Raw genomic sequence first — 19,157 nt, 5'->3', positions numbered from 1 at the left:
CTACCGGCACCGACTGCATCTCGCTTGTAGTGCCAATTTTGAAAACACGTTTTCAGGTTAATCAGTGGCTTACGCTTCTATCTGTCGAACTCGGGCGCCCCCACGGTCGATGGCTATCGCCTGCCCCGCTCGCGCATGCACCGCGTGCGCGCCGGTCAGGTGCTACTGGCCACCGGCGCCCACGAGCGGCCGCTGGTCTATGCGGGCAACGACGTGCCGGGCAACCTGGTGGCTGGCGCCGTCTCCACCTATATCCGCCGCTACGGCGTGGTGCCGGGCAACCGGCTGGTGCTCTCCACCAGCAATGACCACGCCTACCGCGCCGCCCTGGATTGGGATGACGCCGGCCGCGAGGTGGTGGCCATCGTCGATGCGCGCCAGGCGCCGGACGGCGAGCTGGTGGAGCAGGCCCGCGCCCGCGGCATTCGCATCATCGAGGGCTCGGCGGTGATCGAGGCCAAGGGAGACAAGCGTGTCAGCGGCGCCCGCGTGGCCACCATCGATGCCGAGGCGTTCAAGGTCACCGGCCAGGCCGAGACGCTGGCCTGCGACACCATCGCCAGCTCCGGCGGCTACAGTCCGGTGATCCACCTGGCCTCCCACACCGGTGCCCGGCCGACCTGGAACGACGAGATCCTCGGCTTTGTGCCCAGCCTGGTGAAGGGCGTGCACGCCGCCGGCAGCGCCCGGGGGATCCACGACCTGGCCGAGGGGCTGGCCGACGGCGTGGCCAGGGCGTGCGAGGCACTGGCCGCGCTGGGCCGCACGGCCCAGGCCATCACGCTGCCCCAGGTCGACGCCCGTCGCGAGGGCAAGGCCTGTGCGCTCTACCAGGTACCCCACGAGAAGCCCACCCTGCGTGCGCCCAAGCAGTTCGTCGACCTGCAGAACGACGTCACCGCGGCGGGCATCGAGCTGGCCACCCGTGAGGGCTTCGAGTCCATCGAGCACGTCAAGCGCTACACCGCCATGGGCTTCGGCACCGACCAGGGCAAGCTCGGCAACATCAACGGCATGGCCATCGCCGCCCGCTGCCTGAACAAGTCGATCCCCGAGGTGGGCACCACGGTGTTCCGCCCCAACTACACCCCGGTCACCTTCGGTGCCATTGTCGGCCGCCACTGCCGTGACCTCTTCGATCCCGAGCGCTACACCGCCCTGCACCAGTGGCACGTGGAGCACGGCGCCGAATTCGAGGACGTGGGCCAGTGGAAGCGCCCCTGGTACTTCCCGAGGACCGTCGACGGCAAGAAGGAGAGCATGGACGAGGCGGTCGCCCGGGAGTGCCTGGCGGTGCGCGAGAAGGTTGGCATCCTCGATGCCTCGACGCTGGGCAAGATCGACATCCAGGGGCCGGACGCCCGAGAGTTCCTGGGCCGCATCTATACCAACAAGTGGGAGAAGTTGGCCGTCGGCAAGTGCCGCTACGGGCTGATGTGTCGCGACGACGGCATGCTGATGGACGACGGCACCACCAGCTGCCTGGGCGAGAACCACTTCCTGATGACCACCACCACCGGCGGCGCCGCGGGCGTGATGGAGTGGCTGGAGCTGTGGCACCAGACCGAGTGGCCGGAGCTGGATGTCACCTTCACCTCGGTGACCGACCACTGGGCGACCATGACGGTGACCGGGCCCGAGGCGCGCAAGCTCCTTGCCGAGATCACCGACATCGATCTCGATCGCGACAGCTTCAAGTTCATGGACTGGCGCGAGGGCAAGGTGGCGGACGTGCCGGCGCGGGTCTTCCGCATCTCCTTCACCGGCGAGCTCGCCTACGAGATCAACGTCCAGGCCAACTACGCCCTGCACGTCTGGAAGACGCTGTTCAAGCACGGCGAGAAGTACGGCCTGACCCCCTACGGCACCGAGACCATGCACGTGCTGCGCGCCGAGAAGGGCTTCATCATCGCCGGGCAGGACACCGATGGCTCGGTGACCCCGGAGGACCTCGGCATGCAGTGGGCCATCGGCTACGACAAGCCCTTCTCCTGGGTGGGCAAGCGGTCCCTGTCGCGCCCCGATACCCGGCGCATCGACCGCAAGCAGCTGGTGGGCCTCAAGCCGAAGGACCCGGCGGTGGTGCTGGAGGAGGGCGCCCAGATCGTCTTCGACCCGGATCACGCCATCCCCATGCCCATGGTGGGTCACGTGACCTCGAGCTACTACAGCCCGACCCTGAAGAGCGGCTTCGCCCTGGCCGTGGTCAAGGGCGGCCACTCGCGGATGGGCGAGACCGTCTACCTGCCCATGGCCGACGGCAAGACCCACGCCGCCGAAATCGTCAGCCCGATCTTTGTCGATCCCAAGGGAGAGCGCCAGCATGTCTGAGCAAACCGCCACCTGGTTCAACCTTTTTGAGGCGCGCCCCGAGGCCGAGGTGCCTGCCGAGTCCCCGCTGGCCTGGTCCTACCACAGGACCGGCCGCCCGGCGGTCAGCCAGAGGAGCCGCGTGGTGCTGCGCGAGCGCGCCATGCTGGGCCACCTGATCCTGCGCGGCGGCGCCATCGTCCTCGACGAGGCCGTTCGCCAGGTGCTCGGCTTCGGCCTGCCGGGACGCCCCAACACCCTGACCCATGACGACGGCGGCGAGCGCTCGATCCAGTGGCTCTCCCCCGACGAGTGGCTGGTGATCGTGCCCGGCGGCGAGGAGTTCGCCCTGGAGGGCAAGCTGCGCGAGGCGCTGGGCGATGCCCACTATGCCATCGTCAACGTCAGCGGCGGCCAGACCCTGATCGAGCTCGAGGGGGAGAAGGCCCGGGAACTGCTGATGAAGTCGACGCCCTATGACGTCCACCCAGAGGCCTTCCCGGTGGGCAAGGGGGTGACCACGGTGTTCGCCAAGGCCAACCTGATCCTGCGTCGGCCCACCGAGGAGCGCTGGGAACTGGTGCTGCGTCGCAGCTTCGCCGACTACCTCTATCGCTGGATCCTGGACGCCGGCGCCGAGTACGCCATCGGCGTGGAAGGGTGACGGCTGTCGCCTGACAGAAGAGAGAGGGCCGGCATCCGCCGGCCCCTTTCGGGAGAGACAACCATGCAGGACAACAACAATCGCTGGATCCTGGCCGCCCAGTGCCCGAGTCGTCTGGGTACCGTGGACGTGGTGACCCGCTTCCTCAAGGAGCGCCGCTGCTACATCACCGAGCAGCACTCCTTCGATGACCGCCTGAGCGGCGGCTTCTTCATCCGCACGGAGTTTCGTCCCGAGGAGGCAGATTTCGACGCCGCGGCCTTCCAGGCCGAGTTCGCCGCCCGTGCCGCCGAGTTCGAGATGACCTTCGAGCTCACCGCCCCCGGCACGCGAATGCCGGTGGTGATCATGGTCTCCAAGGCGGATCACTGCCTCAACGACCTGCTGTATCGCTACCGCATCGGCCAGCTGCCCATCGAGATACGCGCCATCGTCTCCAACCACCCGGACCTCTCCGACCTGGCGGAGTGGCATGGCATCCCCTATCACCACTTCCCGATCACGCCCGAGACCAAGCCCGAGCAGGAGGCCCAGGTGTGGCAGGTGGTGCAGGAGAGCGGCGCCGAGCTGGTGATCCTGGCCCGCTACATGCAGGTGCTCTCAAGCCGGATGTGCGAGAAGCTCAGCGGCCGCGCCATCAACATCCACCACTCGCTGCTGCCCGGCTTCAAGGGCGCACGGCCCTACCACCAGGCCTACGAGAAGGGCGTGAAGCTGGTCGGTGCCACCGCCCACTACATCAACGACGACCTCGACGAGGGGCCGATCATCACCCAGGGGGTCGAGCCGGTCAGCCATGCCGACTACCCGGAGGACCTGGTGGCCAAGGGGCGCGACATCGAGTGCCTCACCCTGGCCCGGGCGGTGGCCCTGCACGTGGAGCGACGGGTCTTCCTGCACGCCGGTCGCACCGTGGTCTTCGACCGCTGATCCTGACAACAACAACCGTTTTCGAGAGTGACAAGCCATGCCAATCAGCGTCTTCGATCTGTTCAAGATCGGTGTCGGGCCGTCGAGCTCGCATACCGTGGGGCCCATGCGGGCGGCTCATGATTTCGTCGGCGAACTCAGGGAGCGTGAGCTGCTCGAGCGCGTCTGTCGCCTCGAGGTGCAGCTCTTCGGCTCGCTCTCCGCCACCGGCATCGGCCACGCCACCGACCGGGCGGTGATCATGGGGCTGATGGGCGAGCGGCCCGACCGCATCGACCCCGCCATCATCGCCCCCTGCATCGAGGAGCTGCAGGAGTGTGGCGCCCTGCGACTGGACGGGCGCCACAGCGTACCCTTCCTGTGGGCCCGCGACATGCAGCTGCACGCCGACAGCCTGCCGCATCACCCCAACGCCATGCGCCTGATCGCCCACGGCCACGCCGGCGAGCTCTACCAGAACACTTACTACTCGGTGGGCGGCGGCTTCGTCATCGACGAGGCCCAGGCCGAGCGGGGCGAGCTCGACAGCGACACCACCGCGCTGCCCTACGACTTCCAGACCGCCGACGACCTGATGCGCATGTGCCGGGAGAGCGGCCTGCGCATCAGCGAGCTGATGCTGGAGAACGAGAAGGTTTGGCGCAGCGAGGCCGAGGTGCGCGCCGAGCTGTGCCGGATCTGGCAGGCCATGAAGGCCTGCGTGGCCAGGGGGCTGGAGGCCGAGGGGGTGCTGCCCGGTGGGCTCAACGTGCGCCGGCGCGCCCGTTCGCTGCACCAGCGGCTGCTGGCGGCCGAGGAGAGCCCCTCGCTGATTGCCTCGACCATGTCGGCCATGGACTGGGTCAACCTCTACGCCCTGGCGGTCAACGAGGAGAACGCCGCCGGCGGGCGCATGGTCACCGCCCCCACCAACGGCGCGGCGGGCATCATCCCCGCAGTGCTGCACTACTACATGCAGTTCCAGAAGGGGGCCTCTGAGCGCGACGTGGTGGACTTCCTGCTCGCCGCCGGGGCGGTGGGGATCCTGTGCAAGAAGAACGCCTCGATCTCCGGCGCCGAGGTGGGCTGCCAGGGCGAGGTGGGGTCGGCCTGCGCCATGGCCGCCGCCGGCCTCACCGAGGTGATGGGGGGCAGCGTGGCCCAGGTGGAGAACGCCGCCGAGATCGGCCTGGAGCACAACCTGGGGCTGACCTGCGACCCGGTGGGGGGGCTCGTTCAGGTGCCCTGCATTGAGCGCAACGCCATCGCCTCGGTGAAGGCGATCAACGCCGCCCAGATGGCGCTGCGCGGCGACGGCGAGCACTTCATCTCCCTGGACAAGGTGATCCGCACCATGCGCGACACCGGGGCCGACATGCAGGCGAAGTACAAGGAGACCTCGATGGGGGGGCTGGCGGTCAACGCCATCGAATGTTGAGGACGAGGCAGCGCTGAAAGCGTTGACGGCCGATGCCTTCCTTTCTCGTCTACGTTATGGGAGAACCCTCTCAGGGCCTGAGCCCATCAAACGCTTGAACGAGGAACAACAAGATGTTCAGGAAGACACTGCTCGTTTCCGCCATGGCGGCCGCCATGGTCGCCTCCGCTGCCCATGCCGAGACCCTGCGCTGGACCCGCTCCGCCGACGGCCTGACACTCGACCCCCACTCCCAGAACGAGGGACCGACCCACGCACTGAACCACCAGATCTTCGACGTGTTGATCTACCAGGACATGGACGTGGAGTACCAGCCGGGCCTGGCCACCGAGTGGCATGTCCATGAGGACGACCCCCACGTCTGGGTCTTCAAGATCCGCGAGGGTGTCACCTTCCACGAGGGCCAGGCGTTGACCGCCGATGACGTGGTCTTCTCGCTGAACCGGGCGCGTCACGAGCACGCCGATATGCGCGGCCTGCTCACCTCCATCAAGGAGGTGCGCGCCGAGGACGACTACACGGTGCACGTGGAGACCCACGACCCCAACCCGCTGCTGCCCAACAACCTCACCAACCTCTTCATCATGAGCCGCGAGTGGGCCGAGGAGCACGGCGTCGAGGAGCCGCAGAACTACGCCGCAGGCGAGGAGACCCACGCGGTGCGCAACGCCAACGGCACCGGCCCCTTCCGGGTGGTGAGTCGCGAGCCCGACGTGCGCACCGTGCTGGTCCGCAACGACGACTACTGGGGCATCGACCACTACCCTATGGAGATCTCCGAACTGATCTTCACCCCCATCGAGTCGGCGGCCACCCGAGTGGCGGCGCTGCTCTCCGGCGAGGTCGACCTGCTCCAGGAGACCCCGGTGCAGGACATCGAGCGCCTTGCCAACGCCCCGGGCCTCAAGAACGAGCAGGGGGCGGAGAACCGCACCATCTTCCTGGGCATGGATATCGGCTCCACCGAGCTGCGCACCGCCGACACCGACGACAACCCCTTCGCCGATCGCCGCGTGCGCGAGGCGATCGACCTGGCCGTGGACCAGACCACCATCCAGCGGGCGGTGATGCGCGGCAACTCCCAGCCCGCCGGCATGATCGCGCCGCCCTTCGTCAACGGCTATTCAGAGGTGCTCGACGAGGTGCTGCCCGCCGATATCGACCGCGCCAACGAGCTGATGGCGGAGGCGGGCTACGGCGATGGCTTCCGGGTCACCCTGCACTGCCCCAACGACCGCTACGTCAACGACGAGCAGATCTGCCAGGCGGTGGTCAGCATGCTGGCGCGCATCGGCATCACCGTGGACCTGGTGGCCCAGACCCGCTCGCTGCACTTCGCCGAGCTGGCCCGGGAGGAGTACGACTTCTACATGCTCGGCTGGGGCGTGCCGACCATGGACTCCGAATACGTCTTCAACTACCTCTACCACACCAAGGATGGCGATCGCGGCAGCTGGAACTTCACCGGCTACTCCGACGAGCGGGTCGACGAGCTGACCGTGGCCATGGGCCAGGAGATCGACGAGGAGGCGCGTAACGCCATGATCGAGGAGGCGTGGCAGATCGTGCACGACGAGATCGTCTACGTGCCCATCCACCATCAGATGCTCACCTGGTCGATGCGTGACGATATCGACTTCAAGGTGCAGAGCGAGAATACCCCGCACTTCAAGTACCTGAAGTTCAACGACTGAGTCGTTGGTAACGCCCAGGCCCCCCCGGCTGCCACAAGCGGCCGGGGGGCATAACGCTTTGGTAATCCCATGCTCGCTTTCCTGATCCAGCGCGTGCTGCAGGCCATCTTCGTGATGTTCGTGGTCGCGCTCATCGCCTTCTCGCTGTTCCACTACGTCGGCGACCCGGTGCTCAACATGCTCGGCCAGGAGGCCACCGAGGCCGACCGCGCCGCGCTGCGCGCCCAGCTGGGGCTCGACCAGCCGGTGGTGGTGCAGTTCTGGCAGTTCATCGTCAATGCCGCCCAGTTCGAGTTCGGCATCTCCTACCGCTCGGCGCGCTCGGTCAGCGACCTGATCCTCGAGCGCCTGCCGGCGACCCTGGAGCTTGCCATCATCTCGGCGATCTTCGCCGTGGTCATGGGCATCGTGCTCGGCATCTACACCGCCATCCAGCGCGGCAACTGGCTGTCGAAGTTCATCATGACCGCCTCGCTGATCGGGGTGTCGCTGCCCACCTTCCTGATCGGCATCCTGCTGATCTACGTCTTCGCCGTGGAACTGGGCTGGCTGCCGGCCTTCGGCCGCGGCCAGGTGGTCGACCTGGGCTGGTGGAACACCGGCCTGCTCACCGGCAGCGGGCTACGCTCGCTGATCCTGCCGGCCATCACTCTCGGACTCTTCCAGCTGACGCTGATCATGCGCCTGGTGCGCGCCGAGATGCTCGAGGTGCTGCGCACCGACTACATCAAGTTCGCCCGGGCCCGGGGGCTGTCGAAGCGGGTGGTCAACCTGCGCCACGCCCTCAAGAACACCCTGATCCCGGTGATCACCATCATCGGCCTGCAGCTCGGCACCATCATCGCCTTCGCCATCATCACCGAGACGGTGTTCCAGTGGCCCGGCGTCGGGGCGCTGTTCATCACCGCGGTGCGCTTCGTCGACGTCCCGGTGATGGCGGCCTACCTGATGATGATTGCCCTGGTGTTCGTTGTCATCAACCTGGTGGTGGACCTGCTCTACTACGCGGTCGACCCGCGCCTGCGGGTGCAGGGAGGTGCCAAATGAGCCAGGACGTGCAACGAACCGACGGCTCGCCCGCTGTAGCGAAGCCGCCGGGGCCCCTGCGAACCTTCCTGGCCAGCGACATCGTCTACTCATGGAAGCGCCAGCCGGTGGTGATAATCGCCACCCTGGTGACCCTGACGATGTTCGCCGGGGCCCTGTTCGCCCCCTGGATCGCGCCGCAGAACCCCTTCGATCCGCGCCAGCTGGAGCTGATCGACGCCTTCAGCCCGCCGCTGACCACCTCGGACTTCACCGGCAACTTCTACCTGCTGGGCAGCGACAGCCAGGGCCGTGACGTCTTCTCGGCGATCCTCTACGGCTCGCGCATCTCGCTGCTGGTGGGCTTCGCCGCGGTGCTCTTCGCCCTGGCGCTGGGCACCGCCCTGGGCCTGATGGCGGGCTTCCGCGGCGGCTGGCGCGATGCCCTGATCATGCGCATCGCCGATGTCCAGCTCACCTTCCCGTCGATCCTGATGGCGCTGTTGATCTTCGGCGTGATTCGCGGCTTCCTGCCGCGCTCGATGCACGCCGAGGTGGCGATCATCGTGCTGATCGTGGCCATCGGGCTCTCCGACTGGGTGCAGTACGCCCGGGCGGTGCGCGGGGCGACCATGGTGGAGAAGGGCAAGGAGTACGTGCAGGCGGCCCGGGTGATCGGCCTGCCGGACCACCGCATCCTCTTCCAGCACATCCTGCCCAACGTGATGCGCCCGGTGCTGGTGATCGGCACCATCGGGCTGGCCCTCGCCATCATCGCCGAGGCGACGCTGTCGTTCCTGGGGGTCGGCATGCCGGCCACCCAGCCGAGCCTGGGGACCCTGATCCGGGTCGGCCAGGACTACATGTTCTCGGGAGAGTGGTGGATCCTGCTCTTCCCCGGGGTGGCGCTGCTGCTGCTGGCGCTCTCCGTCAACCTGCTGGGAGACTGGTTGCGTGATGTCCTCAACCCCAAGCTCCGATAGACAAGGCGTGGCCGACGCCGCCATGGGCCACAAGCCCGACGGCGAGCGGGAGCCCGTGCTCAGCGTGCGCCATCTGCGGGTGGAGTTCCCCACCCGCCACGCCACCCTGGTGGCGCTGGACGACGTCTCCTTCGATATCGCCCCGGGCGAGGTGCTCGGCGTGGTGGGGGAGTCCGGCGCCGGCAAGTCGATGACCGGCAACGCCGTGATCCAGCTGCTCGAGCCGCCGGGCCATATCGCCGGCGGCGAGATCCACCTGGCGGGGCGACGCATCGATAACCTCCCAGAGGAGGACTTCGTGCCCCTGCGCGGGCGTCATATCGGGATGATCTTCCAGGATCCGCTCACCAGCCTGAACCCGCTCTTCTCCATCGGCGACCAGCTGGTGGAGACCATCCGCGCCCACCTGCCCATGAACGAGAGGCAGGCCCGGGCCCGGGCGGTGTCGCTGCTCACCGAGGTGGGCATTCCCGCCCCGGAGACGCGCCTGGACAGCTACCCCCACCAGTTCTCCGGCGGCATGCGCCAGCGGGTGGTGATTGCCCTGGCGCTGGCCGCGGAGCCGGAGCTGATCATCGCCGACGAGCCCACCACGGCGCTGGACGTCTCGGTGCAGGCGCAGATCCTCGCGCTGCTCAAGCGGGTCTGCGCCGAGCGCGGTGCGGCGGTGATGCTGGTCACCCACGACATGGGGGTGATCGCCGAGACCGCGGATCGCGTCGCCGTGATGTATGCCGGGCGGCTGATCGAGATCGGCCCGGTGAAGGAGGTGATCCGCCGCCCGCAGCACCCTTACAGCGAGGGGCTGATGGCCTCCATCCCGAGCCTGGCCGAGCGCCGCGAGCGGCTCTACCAGATCGAGGGTGCCATGCCACGCCTGGCGGCGATCCCGCCGGGCTGCGCCTTCAACCCGCGCTGCCCCCACGCCGCCGAGCGCTGCCGCATCGAGCGCCCGGAGCTGCTGCCCGCCGGCGCCGGTCAGGCGGCCTGCTGGCTACACGACCCGGAGAACCCCGTGGCGCGCCGTGACGCCCCCCGCGACACCCAGGAGGTGACCCGATGAGCCAGACGCAACCTGTTCCGAGTGCCGAGGGCGGCGAGGTGCTGCTGGAGGCCACCGATCTGGCGCGCCACTTCGATGTCTCCAAGCCTTGGCTCAACCGGGTGCTGGAGCGCGCCGAGAAGCTGACACTCAAGGCCGTGGACGGGGTGAGCTTTACCATCCGCCGCGGCGAGACCCTCGCCCTGGTGGGGGAATCCGGCTGCGGCAAGTCCACGGTGGCGCGGCTGATCGTCGGGCTCTATGGCCTGACCCGCGGCCGGCTGGTCTTCGACGGCCAGGAGATCAGTGACCTGGCCCGGCGCTCCGGCCGCCAGTCGGCGGCGATCCGCCAGCGCTTCCAGATGATCTTCCAGGACCCCTACGCCAGCCTCAACCCGCTGTGGCGGGTGGGCACCATCATCGGCGAGCCGCTGCGCTTCTTCCGCCCCGAGATGAGCAGCGTCGACCGGCGCCGCCGGGTGGGCGAGCTGCTCGAGCAGGTGGGCATGTCGGCGGCGGACGCCAACCGCTATCCCCACGAGTTCTCCGGCGGCCAGCGCCAGCGCATCTCCATCGCCCGTGCCTTGGCCAACGAGCCGGAGTTCATGGTCTGCGACGAGCCCACCTCGGCGCTGGATGTCTCGGTGCAGGCGCAGATCCTCAACCTGATGAAGGATCTGCAGGCGCAGTACGGGCTCACCTACCTTTTCATCAGCCACGACATGGCGGTGGTCAAGCACATGGCCGACCGCATCGCGGTGATGTACCTGGGGCGCATCGCCGAGATCGCCCCGTCGGATCAGCTGTTCGCCACTCCGCACCATCCCTACTCGCGGATGCTGCTGGCAGCGGTACCGTCGCTGGAGGGAGAGGGGCGCGAGCGCACCGTGATCGAGGGGGAGGTGCCCAACCCTGTGCATCCGCCCTCGGGCTGCGCCTTCCACCCGCGCTGCCCCCATGCCGAGGCGCGCTGTCGGGCCGAGGTCCCCGTGCTGATCGCGCGCAGCGACGGCAGCGAAGTGGCCTGCCACGCCGTGGAGGAGGGACGCATCGGCTGAACTCGGGGCAGGAGAAATGTGAAAGCGTGAAATAGCGGCGTTTTTCCTGCCCTGGCGCCCTGTACACTCGAGTATTCCCGTTCATAATGCTTGATGAGGCAGTGCCGTTTTTGACGGCACGCAGGGAATCCAGAGGGAATGCAGATGGTGACCGCAACCATAACCAGAATCCGGCGCCATGGCATCGTCGTGATCGCGCTGCTGGCGTGTCTGGCCATATCCATCACCGCCACGGCCCAGGCCAATCCGCGCTACGCCGCCATCGTGGTGGACGTCGAGAGCGGTGAGGTGCTGCACGCGGCGAATGCCGACGCCACGCGCTATCCGGCCTCGCTGACCAAGATGATGACGCTCTACCTGCTCTTCGAGGAGCTGGAGAAGGGCACCATGCGGCTCAACCAGCCGCTGCCGGTCTCGGCCCAGGCCGAGGCGATGCCGGCCTCCAAACTGTGGCTCAAGCGGGGCTCCACCATCACCGTGGAGGAGGCGATCCTGGCGCTGATCGTGCGCTCGGCCAACGACGTGGCCGTGGTGGTGGCCGAGGCGCTGGGCGGCAGCGAGCGCCAGTTCGGCCAGATGATGACCGCCAGGGCACGGGAGCTCGGGATGCCCAACACCGTGTTCCGCAACGCCTCGGGCCTGCCCGACAACGGCCAGACCACCACGGCCCGGGACATGGCGACCCTCTCCATCCGCCTGATGAAGGACTTCCCGCAGTACTACCACTACTTCTCGCGGCAGAGCTTCACCTACCGTGGCGCCACCCACAACAGCCACAACCGCCTGGTGCGTAACTATGCGGGGGCCGACGGCCTGAAGACCGGCTTCATCCGCGCCTCCGGCTTCAACGTGGCCACCTCGGCGGTGCGCGACGGCCGCCGCCTGGTCTCGGTGGTGATGGGCGGCTTCACCGCCGCCTCCCGGGATGCCCATATGGCCGACCTGCTCGATCGCGGCTTCGTGCGTGCCTCGCTCTTCGGACGCGGCGACTGGGTGGCCCAGGCGGACTTTTCCGGCGACCGGATAAATGGCGAGGGGCCGGCCGCCCCGGTGATGCCGGCCGGCCCCTCGCCGGAGCTCGAGCGCCAGCTGGCCAGCCTGCAGGCGCCGGAGCTGCTGCCCACGGTCCAGCCCTCGCTGCCGCAGACCGCCCAGGGCTCGACCAACGACCCCATTCGCGACTTGATCGCCCGTAGCGAGGCGGCCGAGGTGTCGCGTCCCGAGACCCTGCACCGGCTCGAGCCAGTGGGCTCGAGCGCCAGCTGGGGGGTGCAGGTCGGGGCCTTCTCCAATCCCGACAACGCCCGCCAGCACGCCAGCCGCGCCGCCGACCGCCTGAGCCAGGAGCTCTTCAATGCTCGGGTGGATATCAACGAGGTAAGCGGCCCCCAGGCCATCTTCCGCGCCCGGCTGGTCAACCTCGACGAGAACCAGGCCTATCGCGCCTGCCGCAACCTGGCGCGCGAGGGCATCGACTGCATGGTGATCAACGCCGGCCTCTGACCCGACCCCGCACAGCCTTGCCGCCTGCCGGCAGAGTCGCTAGCCTCACGGGACCACTACCCCGCCGCCCACTGGTCGGCGGGGTGGTCGCTTTGGGTTCGCGGTTGCGTCGTGCAGGGAGGGAGCATGTCATCGTCATTCAAGGGAATCGGCTTCATGTGCCTGGGCGTCCTCTGCCTGGCCATCGGTGATGCCATCGCCAAGTGGCTCGGCGAGGTGCACTCGCCGCTGCAGATCATCTTCTTCCGCACCCTGGTCTCGCTGCCGCTGATTGCGCTGCTGGCCTATTTCGGTGGCGGCCTGCGCAAGCTGCGCACCCGGCGACCAGGCGTGCACCTGCTGCGCGGGTTGATCTACACCGGCACCATGTTCTGCTTCGTGCTGGGGCTGACCCTGCTGCCCCTGGCCGAGGCCACCGCCATCGCCTTCGTGGCGCCGCTGTTCGTCACCCTGCTCTCGGTGCCGCTGTTGGGCGAGCGCATCGAGGGGCCGGTGCTGGTGGCGTCGCTGGTGGGCTTTCTGGGCGTGCTGATCGTGGTACGGCCGGGCGGTGAGGCCTTCCATCCGGGGTCGCTGGTGCTGATCGGGGCGGCGGTCTTCTATGCGCTGATGATGATCACCGCGCGGCGCTGGGGGGGCAGCGAGCACCTCTGGGCCATGGTCTTCTACATGACCCTGGTGCCCTTCGTGATCACCGGCCTGGCGCTGCCCTGGGTGTGGCAGACGCCCCACCCCGGGCACTGGCTGGGCTTTCTCGGCTCGGGGCTGTTCGGCGTCGGCGCCACGGCCTTCATCACCCTGGCCTTCCGCCATGCCCCGGCGGCCATCGCCGCCCCCTTCGACTACACCGCCATGCTCTGGGCGGTGCTGCTGGGCTGGTGGTTCTGGGGCGAGATGCCGGACCTCTGGGTGTTCGTCGGCAGCGCTCTGATCATCGGCAGCGGCCTGGCTATCGCCTACCGGGAGGGCCGCACCTCGTTCAAGCGCCGGCCGACCTCTTGAAACGACGACTGATGCCCCTCTGGAACCGGAGACCGCCGGTCCAGGGTCCCGCCCGCGCGGTGCTCGGCAGGCGTCATCTCGGTCATTTCCATGGCGCACGTTCCATTGGACATACCTCTTTGCTAAGTTGATCGTCGTGGCAACGGACTGTCCGGCGACTCCTACTGGCCGACTCTGGCGATTCTCATGACTGCACGTCATTCCAATGTTCCGAATCTGACCGACTTCGACCTCAAACTGCTTCGCGTCTTTCATGCTGTGGTGCAGGCTCAGGGGCTCGCTCCGGCCCAGCAGGTGCTGGGGCTGTCGCTTTCGACGATCAGTGTCCAGCTGAAAACGCTCGAGGAACGCCTGGGATTCACCCTCTGCGAGCGTGGGAGGAAAGGCTTCGCCCTGACGGAGGAGGGTGAGCGGATCCACCTGAGCCTGAAACCGCTATTCGATTCCGTCGCCGGCTTTTGCGACGTGGTGGCGGAGGTACGCGGTCATCTGACCGGCGATCTGCATTTCGGCGTCGTGGACGCCCTGGCGACGAATCGGGTGGCACCCTTGCCCAGGGGGTTCCAGAATTTCACCGAGCTTGCGCCCGAGGTGCATCTTTACGTTGATATCTCCTCCCCGGAAGAGCTCATCCAGGGGCTGGTCGAGGGGCGATATCATTGCATCTTGACACCCGTCGAACCGGCTCACGACTCTGTCGACAGCGTGCCCGTCTTCACGGAGTCCCAACAGCTCTATTGCGGGGCCGACCACCCGCTGTTCTACGAATCCGATCCTGCTCGAATCCTGGAGGCACTGAAGAGCACGACGTTGACGGGCAAGAGTTACGTGTCCTTTCCCGAAAACGATGACCTTTGCGTCTCCATCGAGCGGCCGACGGTTTCCCACATGGAAAGCAATGCCCTACTGATACTCAGTGGACGCTACATCGGCTACCTGCCAGCACACTATGCCGAGTACTGGGTCGACGCGGGCCACATGAGGGTGCTTCTGCCCGATACCCTCGGGAATGAAACGCGTTTCTATATCTGCACCAGCAAGCATCATAGCTTCCGCTCGGCCGATTTGCTCCGTGACTGCATGATCGATGTGCTGTCGGACAGGGCAGACGCCGCATCCTGACGGGGTCCGCTGTGGCCGGTGGCGAAGCGGTGATAGGCGGCGGCGGAGTTCGGGCGTGCTCCGCCGGCCACCAGGCCCTTGAGGTCAAGGCGGGACAATATGCTCGCCGTTCATGCCGGCACATCGAGGGCATGATAAAAGCAAGAGCAGGGGCCCCTGCATCACGCGTCTCGCCTGGAGATCGCGTCCGCCAGGACGCACAGCAACTCGAACATCAGTGTCGCCCCGGTCAGGGCGGTGATGCCCGAGGAGTCGAACGGTGGCGCCACCTCCATCACGTCTGCCCCCACCAGGTTGAGTCCCCGCAGGCCGCGTATCATCAGCTGGGCCTCACGCGTGGTGAAACCGCCTACCTCGGGCGTGCCAGTGCCTGGCGCGTAGACGGGGTCTAGGGCGTCGACATCAAAGGTGACGTAGGTCGGCACATCGCCGACCACGCGGGCGATTTCTGCATTCACTTTTGCCGGGCCCAGATCGAAATATTCATCAATCTCGATGATGCGAATGCCCTGTTCTCGTGCCCAATCCAGGTCAGTAGTCCCATACAGAGAGCCACGAATGCCGATCTGGATCATGCGCACCGGGTCTATGATGCCTTCCTCGATGGCTCGTCGGAACGGCGTGCCGTGGGTATAGGGATTATCGCCGAAGTAGGTGTCGTTGGTATCGGAATGCGAGTCGAACTGGACCAGCGCCATGGGCTCATCGCGGGCGATGGCCCGCAGTATCGGCAGGGTGCCGAGATGGTCACCGCCGGCGGTCAACGGTACGGCAGCGGCATTGTGGATCTGTCGATAGAACGCACGGGTCCGTTCGAGCGTATCGCGAATATCGATCGGGTTGACCGGTACGTCCCCCAGGTCGGCGATGCGGCACAGGTCGTAGGGCGCGATGCGGCTCGCCTGGTGCACCAGCCGCATCATGGTCGAATTGTTGCGGATCTCGCGAGGTCCGTGACGCTGACCGACGCGATTCGTCGAGCCGCTGTCCCAGGGCAGGCCTACCAGGGCGATATCGACCTCTGACGGGTCCTCGATCTGTGGCAGTCGCATGAAGGTGGAGCGTCCTGCGAAGCGCGGCACTTCGCTGCCCCCAAGTGGCCGGAAAAAAGCGGCGTCGTGAGCCATCGTCATTGTCCTTTATGGGTTGTCAGTGTGTTCATAACATGACGCTACCGCCGTTGACGCCGTAGGTCTGGCCGGTAATGAAGGTGGCCTGTGGCCCTGCCAGGAAGGTGACCATGTTGGCGATCTCCTCGGGACGGCCGATGCGCCCCAGCGGGATAGTGCTTTCCTTCTGGCGCTGAGCTTCGCTCATCACCTCGGCTCCGAGCATGTCGGTGTCGATGGGGCCTGGCGCAATGGCATTGACCAGAATCTGCGGCGCGAACTCCAAGGCCCAGGCGCGCGTCATGGCACCGATACCAGCCTTGGATGCGCAATACGCGCTGTTGCGCTCCCTGCCGAGATAGCCCAGGTCGGAAGCGATATTGATCACGCGTCCACTGCCTTGCTGGACCATGTGTCGGATTGCCTCACGTCCCACCACGAAGGTACCGCGAAGATTCACCGCGATGACCTTGTCGAAGGCATCGATGGAAGTCTCTAGCAAGCTCGCTTCATGCAGGATGCCGGCATTGTTGACCACCACATCGAGACCACCGAGCCCCTCGACGGCACGCTGTACCATCTCGATGGCCTCGGCTTCCACCGCGACATCCGACTCGATCGAGAATGCCGACGCATCGTGTGCCTGCACCTCGGCCAGGGTGACCGCCGCTGCGGCGTCATCACCGTGATAGCCAAACGCCACGCGGGCCCCTGCCGAGGCCAGCGAGACGGCGGTAGCACGTCCGATACCCCGTGACCCTCCGGTCACCAGGATGCGAACGCCTGTCAGTGAGTCATTCATGCCATCACCTCCCCGCGGTCGATCGGGATCGCCTGCCCTGTCACGTTGGCGGCGGCCTCGGAGGCGAGGTACAGGTACAGTCCCGCCACATCGTCAGGCTCCATCAGGCCGCCCAGGGACTGGTCGGCGGCAATCGAGTCGGCCAGCGCCTCCTCGCTGACCGCCTGCTCCCGGGCCATCACCGCCAGCGAGCGAAGCGAAGCCTCGGTGCGCACCCACCCCGGGCAGACGGCATTGACGTGGATCGAGCGTGGCCCGAGCTCCCGGGAGAGGGTCCGCGCGAGGCCGATCAACGCATGCTTGGAGGCCACGTAGGCGGCAAAACCGGGAACGGCGGTGCGCCCCCAGATCGACGACGTGATGAGAATGCGACCCCCTGCGGTCATCTTCGGCAGCGCGGCCCGCGTCACCCGCCAGGTGCCCAGGACATTCACGTCGATGATGCGCTCGAAGGCGTCATCGATGTCGTCATGGCCCTCTTCCACCGGCGTCGGAAGTTCCACGCCGGCATTGTTGACCAGCACATCGACTCGTTCGATACCCTCCAGGGCGCTCTTGACGGCATGGCGATCGGTGATGTCGCAGCGCTGGGCCCAGACCTCGCTACCGGTTTCCGCCGCCAGTAGGCGCGCCGCCTGAACGATGCCGGCATCATCGGCTAGCACACAGACTCGCGCCCCGGTAGTAGCGAAAGCCTTCGCCACGGCAAATCCGATGCCGCGGCTGGCCCCGGTCACGAGCACCGTCTGGCCACTGAAATCAAAGGAAATCGCCATCATTCCCTCCCGAACCGGACCTGGGTGCCACTACCTCAAGTGGAATGCGAGGACATCTCGTCTGTGGCCCATTCACGAGAGGAGCTCTCTCTGCACGGCAGCCGCCATATCGTCGCGATACTGCTTCGCCATGGCCGCCCCTTTCTCGGGCGAGGCCAGGGCAGCCGAGGTGAGTGCGCCCGATGCCGGTACCCACTCCGTGTGTGCCGGCCAGACGTCATAGGGCGGGGCTTCCATGGGGGCGTTGTCGGGAATTCGGTCGGTACGCACCAGGTCGGGATAGAAATGCATCATCAGTGACGTCTCGAGTACCGCGGCATGTTCCAGTTCGATCCCTGGAAAGCCATCGGGGAAGACCAGATCGAGGGTATGCCGAGTCAGAAACTCCCAGTGCTGAAGACACATCACCCTCAGCCCGGTGCTACCAACCTCGCGCATTGCCAGGTCGATCCCTTCGTTGAGGAACCACAGGTTCTCGAAATGACCGTCGATGACGCAGATGCGACGCACACCATGGCGCGCCAGTTCACGGATCACGTCGCGCACTATATGGATCAGCGTGGTTCCGTCGAGTCCGGTGCTGCCGGGAAACGCGGGACCTCCCCCGGTGCGAGGCATCGACTTGTAACCATAATTGATCGGTGGGGCCACGATACCGTCGACTTCCTGCGCCACCATCTCCGCGATGGCGGTGGGCAACAGGTGGTCCACGCCCATGGGAAGATGCGGTCCGTGCTGCTCCAGCATGCCGGTCGGGAGAAACACGACCGGCTCGTTCTCCAGACGCGCGCCGAACTCCGGCCACGTCATTTCTGCCATCAATACCGTCGCCTGTTTCATGGGACCTCTCTGTTGATCCGGTTCACGACCGCCATGCGATGTCACGGTGACGTCTCATCGGTGCCCTGTTCGCGCATCAGCTGCAGGATGTGGCGCTCCAGGTCGCCGTACCCGGCCAGGCCGATCAGATCCTCCTTCTGGCCGATCCGCTGTCCCTGCTTGAAGGCCGGGATGATCTCTTCATGAACCCTGCCCGGATGTCGTGACATGAATTCGATCCTGTCGGCCAGGAAGATGGCTTCCTCGATATCATGCGTCACCACCAGCACTGTCGTATTGGCCGCCTCGACGATATTCATCATCAGTTCCTGCATCTGCCAGCGTGTCTGAGCGTCCAGTGCCCCGAAGGGCTCATCCATCAGCAGGATTGCCGGCTGGTTGGCAAGCGTTCGGGCGATCGCCACTCGCTGTTTCATGCCGCCGGAAAGGTGACGGGGGTACGTCCCCGCGAAACGACTCAGCCCGACCAGTTCGATGAAGTGCTCGGCGCGATCGCGTCGCTCCTGCTTGGGAACGCGGTTCAATCGCATGCCGTATTCGACATTCTGCTGGACGGTCAGCCAGTCGAAGGAGGTGTAGGCCTGAAACACCATCCCCCGTTCCTGAGCCGGGCCAATGATCCTCTCCCCGTCCAGCATGAGCTCGCCCGTGGTGGGTTGCTCAAGACCCGCCACCATGCGCAACACGGTCGACTTACCGCAGCCGGAAGGACCCAGCAACACGCACACCTCATTTTCATGGGTGTCGAAGCTCACGTTCGCGATTGCTTGGATGTCTTCCCCGCGCGGGACATGAAACGACTTGCCGACCTCTTTTAGCCTGAGTTTGGGGGGGGGCTGATGGCGCATGTCTGGTCGGCTGTGGAGAGCATTGCATCAT

Annotated in this window: 17 protein-coding genes; 12 read left to right on the top strand and 5 right to left on the bottom strand. The window is 66.4% G+C overall.

Features of this window, described 5'->3' with window-relative positions; genetic code table 11:
* The first annotated feature begins 144 nt into the window (after positions 1 to 144).
* The 12 genes from DER72_RS09125 to DER72_RS09070 all read left to right on the top strand — a co-directional run bounded on the left by DER72_RS09125 (position 145) and on the right by DER72_RS09070 (position 14,751).
* Positions 145 to 2,331, top strand: coding sequence for a glycine cleavage T C-terminal barrel domain-containing protein (locus DER72_RS09125; RefSeq protein ID WP_258306257.1), 2,187 nt, complete (start codon positions 145 to 147; stop codon positions 2,329 to 2,331).
* A complete protein-coding gene (locus tag DER72_RS09120) occupies positions 2,324 to 2,974 on the top strand; it encodes a sarcosine oxidase subunit gamma (RefSeq protein WP_110069679.1) in 651 nt (216 codons plus the stop codon). Before DER72_RS09125 ends, DER72_RS09120 begins: the two co-directional genes overlap by 8 nt.
* Before the next feature lie 63 nt (positions 2,975 to 3,037).
* Positions 3,038 to 3,904, top strand: coding sequence for a formyltetrahydrofolate deformylase (gene purU / locus DER72_RS09115; RefSeq protein ID WP_110069678.1), 867 nt, complete (start codon positions 3,038 to 3,040; stop codon positions 3,902 to 3,904).
* Positions 3,905 to 3,941: 37 nt separating this feature from the next.
* A complete protein-coding gene (locus DER72_RS09110; RefSeq protein ID WP_110069677.1) occupies positions 3,942 to 5,321 on the top strand; it encodes an L-serine ammonia-lyase in 1,380 nt (459 codons plus the stop codon).
* Positions 5,322 to 5,434: 113 nt separating this feature from the next.
* A complete protein-coding gene (locus DER72_RS09105; protein WP_110069676.1) occupies positions 5,435 to 7,015 on the top strand; it encodes an ABC transporter substrate-binding protein in 1,581 nt (526 codons plus the stop codon).
* A 69-nt stretch (positions 7,016 to 7,084) separates the two neighbouring features.
* Positions 7,085 to 8,062 carry an ABC transporter permease gene (locus tag DER72_RS09100; protein ID WP_110069675.1) on the top strand — a complete coding sequence of 326 codons (978 nt, stop codon included), beginning with the start codon at positions 7,085 to 7,087 and terminating at the stop codon, positions 8,060 to 8,062.
* The gene (locus tag DER72_RS09095; protein ID WP_110069674.1) at positions 8,059 to 9,024 is read left to right on the top strand and encodes an ABC transporter permease; all 966 of its coding nucleotides are present in this window, start codon (positions 8,059 to 8,061) and stop codon (positions 9,022 to 9,024) included. Before DER72_RS09100 ends, DER72_RS09095 begins: the two co-directional genes overlap by 4 nt.
* Positions 8,999 to 10,087 (top strand): ABC transporter ATP-binding protein, encoded by a 1,089-nt coding sequence (locus DER72_RS09090; protein ID WP_181395638.1) that lies wholly within the window; start codon positions 8,999 to 9,001, stop codon positions 10,085 to 10,087. Before DER72_RS09095 ends, DER72_RS09090 begins: the two co-directional genes overlap by 26 nt.
* Entirely contained in the window at positions 10,084 to 11,124 is a 1,041-nt protein-coding gene (locus DER72_RS09085; protein WP_110069673.1) for an ABC transporter ATP-binding protein, read from the top strand. The genes DER72_RS09090 and DER72_RS09085 overlap by 4 nt, the downstream gene beginning before the upstream one ends.
* 144 nt (positions 11,125 to 11,268) lie before the next feature.
* The gene (locus DER72_RS09080; RefSeq protein ID WP_110069686.1) at positions 11,269 to 12,627 is read left to right on the top strand and encodes a serine hydrolase; all 1,359 of its coding nucleotides are present in this window, start codon (positions 11,269 to 11,271) and stop codon (positions 12,625 to 12,627) included.
* A gap of 126 nt (positions 12,628 to 12,753) precedes the next feature.
* Positions 12,754 to 13,629, top strand: a complete 876-nt coding sequence (locus DER72_RS09075; protein WP_110069672.1) for a DMT family transporter — start codon at positions 12,754 to 12,756, stop codon at positions 13,627 to 13,629.
* 186 nt (positions 13,630 to 13,815) lie between these two features.
* Positions 13,816 to 14,751 (top strand): LysR family transcriptional regulator, encoded by a 936-nt coding sequence (locus tag DER72_RS09070; RefSeq protein WP_110069671.1) that lies wholly within the window; start codon positions 13,816 to 13,818, stop codon positions 14,749 to 14,751.
* A gap of 161 nt (positions 14,752 to 14,912) precedes the next feature.
* On the opposite strand, the gene speB is transcribed toward DER72_RS09070, so the two are convergent.
* From speB to DER72_RS09045, 5 genes are all read right to left on the bottom strand, one after another.
* On the bottom strand, positions 14,913 to 15,878 hold the full coding sequence (gene speB / locus DER72_RS09065) for an agmatinase (RefSeq protein WP_110069670.1): 966 nt from the start codon (positions 15,876 to 15,878) through the stop codon (positions 14,913 to 14,915).
* A 31-nt stretch (positions 15,879 to 15,909) separates the two neighbouring features.
* Positions 15,910 to 16,662 carry an SDR family NAD(P)-dependent oxidoreductase gene (locus DER72_RS09060; RefSeq protein WP_110069669.1) on the bottom strand — a complete coding sequence of 251 codons (753 nt, stop codon included), beginning with the start codon at positions 16,660 to 16,662 and terminating at the stop codon, positions 15,910 to 15,912.
* Complete coding sequence (locus DER72_RS09055; RefSeq protein ID WP_181395637.1) at positions 16,659 to 17,438, bottom strand: SDR family NAD(P)-dependent oxidoreductase; 780 nt, start codon at positions 17,436 to 17,438, stop codon at positions 16,659 to 16,661. Before DER72_RS09055 ends, DER72_RS09060 begins: the two co-directional genes overlap by 4 nt.
* Before the next feature lie 72 nt (positions 17,439 to 17,510).
* Positions 17,511 to 18,278, bottom strand: coding sequence for a creatininase (locus tag DER72_RS09050; protein WP_110069668.1), 768 nt, complete (start codon positions 18,276 to 18,278; stop codon positions 17,511 to 17,513).
* Positions 18,279 to 18,319: 41 nt separating this feature from the next.
* Positions 18,320 to 19,126 carry an ABC transporter ATP-binding protein gene (locus DER72_RS09045; RefSeq protein ID WP_110069667.1) on the bottom strand — a complete coding sequence of 269 codons (807 nt, stop codon included), beginning with the start codon at positions 19,124 to 19,126 and terminating at the stop codon, positions 18,320 to 18,322.
* Positions 19,127 to 19,157: the final 31 nt, after the last annotated feature.

Source organism: Halomonas sp. A11-A, from assembly GCF_003182195.1.
GTDB classification, from domain to species: Bacteria; Pseudomonadota; Gammaproteobacteria; order Pseudomonadales; family Halomonadaceae; genus Halomonas; species Halomonas alkalicola.
The sequence above is the reverse complement of the archived record's forward strand: the minus strand, read 5'-3'. Positions and strand labels throughout refer to the sequence as shown.

Bases quoted from the DNA above. Each gene is read 5' to 3' on its own strand.
- speB (WP_110069670.1), bottom strand. From the start codon at position 15,878: ATGGCTCACGACGCCGCTTTTTTCCGGCCACTTGGGGGCAGCGAAGTG.
- DER72_RS09070 (WP_110069671.1), top strand. From the start codon at position 13,816: ATGACTGCACGTCATTCCAATGTTCCGAATCTGACCGACTTCGACCTC.
- DER72_RS09095 (WP_110069674.1), top strand. From the start codon at position 8,059: ATGAGCCAGGACGTGCAACGAACCGACGGCTCGCCCGCTGTAGCGAAG.
- DER72_RS09075 (WP_110069672.1), top strand. From the start codon at position 12,754: ATGTCATCGTCATTCAAGGGAATCGGCTTCATGTGCCTGGGCGTCCTC.
- DER72_RS09090 (WP_181395638.1), top strand. From the start codon at position 8,999: ATGTCCTCAACCCCAAGCTCCGATAGACAAGGCGTGGCCGACGCCGCC.
- DER72_RS09110 (WP_110069677.1), top strand. From the start codon at position 3,942: ATGCCAATCAGCGTCTTCGATCTGTTCAAGATCGGTGTCGGGCCGTCG.
- DER72_RS09105 (WP_110069676.1), top strand. From the start codon at position 5,435: ATGTTCAGGAAGACACTGCTCGTTTCCGCCATGGCGGCCGCCATGGTC.
- DER72_RS09045 (WP_110069667.1), bottom strand. From the start codon at position 19,126: ATGCGCCATCAGCCCCCCCCCAAACTCAGGCTAAAAGAGGTCGGCAAG.
- DER72_RS09060 (WP_110069669.1), bottom strand. From the start codon at position 16,662: ATGAATGACTCACTGACAGGCGTTCGCATCCTGGTGACCGGAGGGTCA.
- DER72_RS09050 (WP_110069668.1), bottom strand. From the start codon at position 18,278: ATGAAACAGGCGACGGTATTGATGGCAGAAATGACGTGGCCGGAGTTC.
- DER72_RS09100 (WP_110069675.1), top strand. From the start codon at position 7,085: ATGCTCGCTTTCCTGATCCAGCGCGTGCTGCAGGCCATCTTCGTGATG.
- DER72_RS09120 (WP_110069679.1), top strand. From the start codon at position 2,324: ATGTCTGAGCAAACCGCCACCTGGTTCAACCTTTTTGAGGCGCGCCCC.
- purU (WP_110069678.1), top strand. From the start codon at position 3,038: ATGCAGGACAACAACAATCGCTGGATCCTGGCCGCCCAGTGCCCGAGT.
- DER72_RS09055 (WP_181395637.1), bottom strand. From the start codon at position 17,438: ATGGCGATTTCCTTTGATTTCAGTGGCCAGACGGTGCTCGTGACCGGG.
- DER72_RS09085 (WP_110069673.1), top strand. From the start codon at position 10,084: ATGAGCCAGACGCAACCTGTTCCGAGTGCCGAGGGCGGCGAGGTGCTG.
- DER72_RS09080 (WP_110069686.1), top strand. From the start codon at position 11,269: ATGGTGACCGCAACCATAACCAGAATCCGGCGCCATGGCATCGTCGTG.